A 1,724-nucleotide genomic window follows, 5' to 3' on the forward strand; every position below is an offset into this window, starting at 1 on the left:
CGCGGCGGCGCGGGCCTTCAGCGGGGCGCCCGACAGACCGCCGGCCTCCCCCCGGTCTGGAGCGCGCAGGCTCGCGGGCCGGTCCAGCGTGGTGTTGGAGACGATCAGGGCGTCGATGCGGTGATCCAGCGCCGCTTCGACGATCATGCTGATCTCGGCCGGGTCGAGGTCGGGGGCGACCTTCAGGAACATCGGCGTCGGATCCTCGCCGCGGGCCTCCGCCAGACGGCCCAGCAGATCGTCCAGCGCGGCGCGCCCCTGCAGCGCTCGCAAGCCGGGAGTGTTGGGCGAGGAGACGTTGACGGTGACGTAGTCGGCCAGGCCCTTGAGCCGGATCAGCCCCGCGACATAGTCCGCCGCCTTGTCCTCGGTGTCCTTGTTGGCCCCCAGGTTGGCGCCGACCACGGCGCCCCGTGGACGATGCGCCAGGCGACCCGCGAAGGCCTCCAGGCCGGCGTTGTTGAAGCCCATCCGGTTGATGATCGCCCGGTCCTCCGAAAGGCGGAACAGGCGGGGCTTCGGATTGCCGGGCTGGGCCAGCGGCGTGACCGAGCCGCACTCCACGAACCCGAACCCCAGCTTCGACAGGCCCTGCAGGGCCACGCCGTTCTTGTCCAGGCCGGCGGCCAGGCCGATCGGATTGGGCAGGTCCAAGCCGGTCAAGCGCGTGCGCAGGATCGGGTCGTCGCCCGCGGGGGCGGGCAGGGGCGTGACCTGCAGGGCGCGGATCGCCAGCTCGTGCGCGGTCTCGGGGTCCAGAAGGCGCAGCATCGCCGCCCCCAGATCGGTCAGGGCCATCCGATCGCTCCGTCTTGGAACCGCATCACGCCGTCGGCGTCGACGCTGAGCCGGCGTTCGTCCTTCACGGCGCCGAAGGGCAGGGGCGCCATAGAGATGAGGGGAAGAGGTCACGTCGCGCGACGGCGTCGTACCTCAGGGCCGCGCCCAGGCCGGACAGGTCGATGGCGGCCAGCACCAGTCCGTCGCGGCCGGCGTAGTGGCGGCGCGCCGTCTCGGCCAGTTGCTCGGCGGTCGACAAGTGGATGAAGCCGTCGGCGCGATCGAGGGCGGAACCCTCGTAGACCTTGGCGGCGCGCGCGCGGTCCCACTCGGCGGCGTCCGCCAGCTTGTAGGCGACCTCGCTCATTCGTCGGCCAGGTCCGTCGGCTGCAGGAAACCTTCGAAGGTCAGGCGGCCTGCGACGTCGGCGGCGAAGACGGCCGCCGCCCCGGTCGGAAAGCCGCCGCTCATCCGGTCCAGAATGGCTGGAGAGGCGGCGCCCTCGACCAGGTATTCGACGGCCAGCAGATGGATCCCCGGATTGTGGGCCACGACCATCAGGCAGCCGGCGGCGTCCTCGGAGTCTTCAATGAAGCGGCGCAGCACGTCCGGCGAGCCGTTGTAGAGCGGCTCGTCCTGGCGGATCTGCACATCGCCGAAGGAGTCATGGACCAGGTCCCAGGTCTCGCGCGTCCGGGTCGCGGGCGAGACCAGGGCCAGATCGGGGCGGAAGCCCCGGCGCGCCAGGGCCCGGCCGATCAGGGCGGCGTCCGCCCGACCCCGGGCCGACAGCGGCCGGTCGCGGTCGCGGCCCGAGGCGGCGGCGCGCTCGGCCTCGGCATGGCGCATCAGGATCAGTCGCTGCATGGGCCGCCCTTTAGGGCTGTTCGCGCCGTCCCGCCAGATCGCGGCCGACACGCCCGGCCGGCTGCGGCTGCAGGGCG

At 72.6% G+C, this 1,724-nt stretch carries 3 protein-coding genes; all 3 read right to left on the reverse strand.

Annotation, left to right across the window (positions count from 1 at the left end; genetic code table 11):
* On the reverse strand, window positions 1-798 hold a 798-nt coding region (locus AC2W7C_RS17515), incomplete at its 3' end, for a quinone-dependent dihydroorotate dehydrogenase (protein ID WP_486002512.1).
* A gap of 64 nt (window positions 799-862) precedes the next feature.
* Window positions 863-1,147, reverse strand: a complete 285-nt coding sequence (locus AC2W7C_RS17520; RefSeq protein WP_486002513.1) for a DUF952 domain-containing protein — start codon at window positions 1,145-1,147, stop codon at window positions 863-865.
* Window positions 1,144-1,724 (reverse strand): SixA phosphatase family protein (locus AC2W7C_RS17525; protein ID WP_486002514.1); only part of this gene is annotated, 581 nt, incomplete at its 5' end. The genes AC2W7C_RS17525 and AC2W7C_RS17520, both read right to left, overlap by 4 nt.

It is taken from the genome of Brevundimonas sp. CURTG3B2_SDJG, assembly GCF_057364705.1.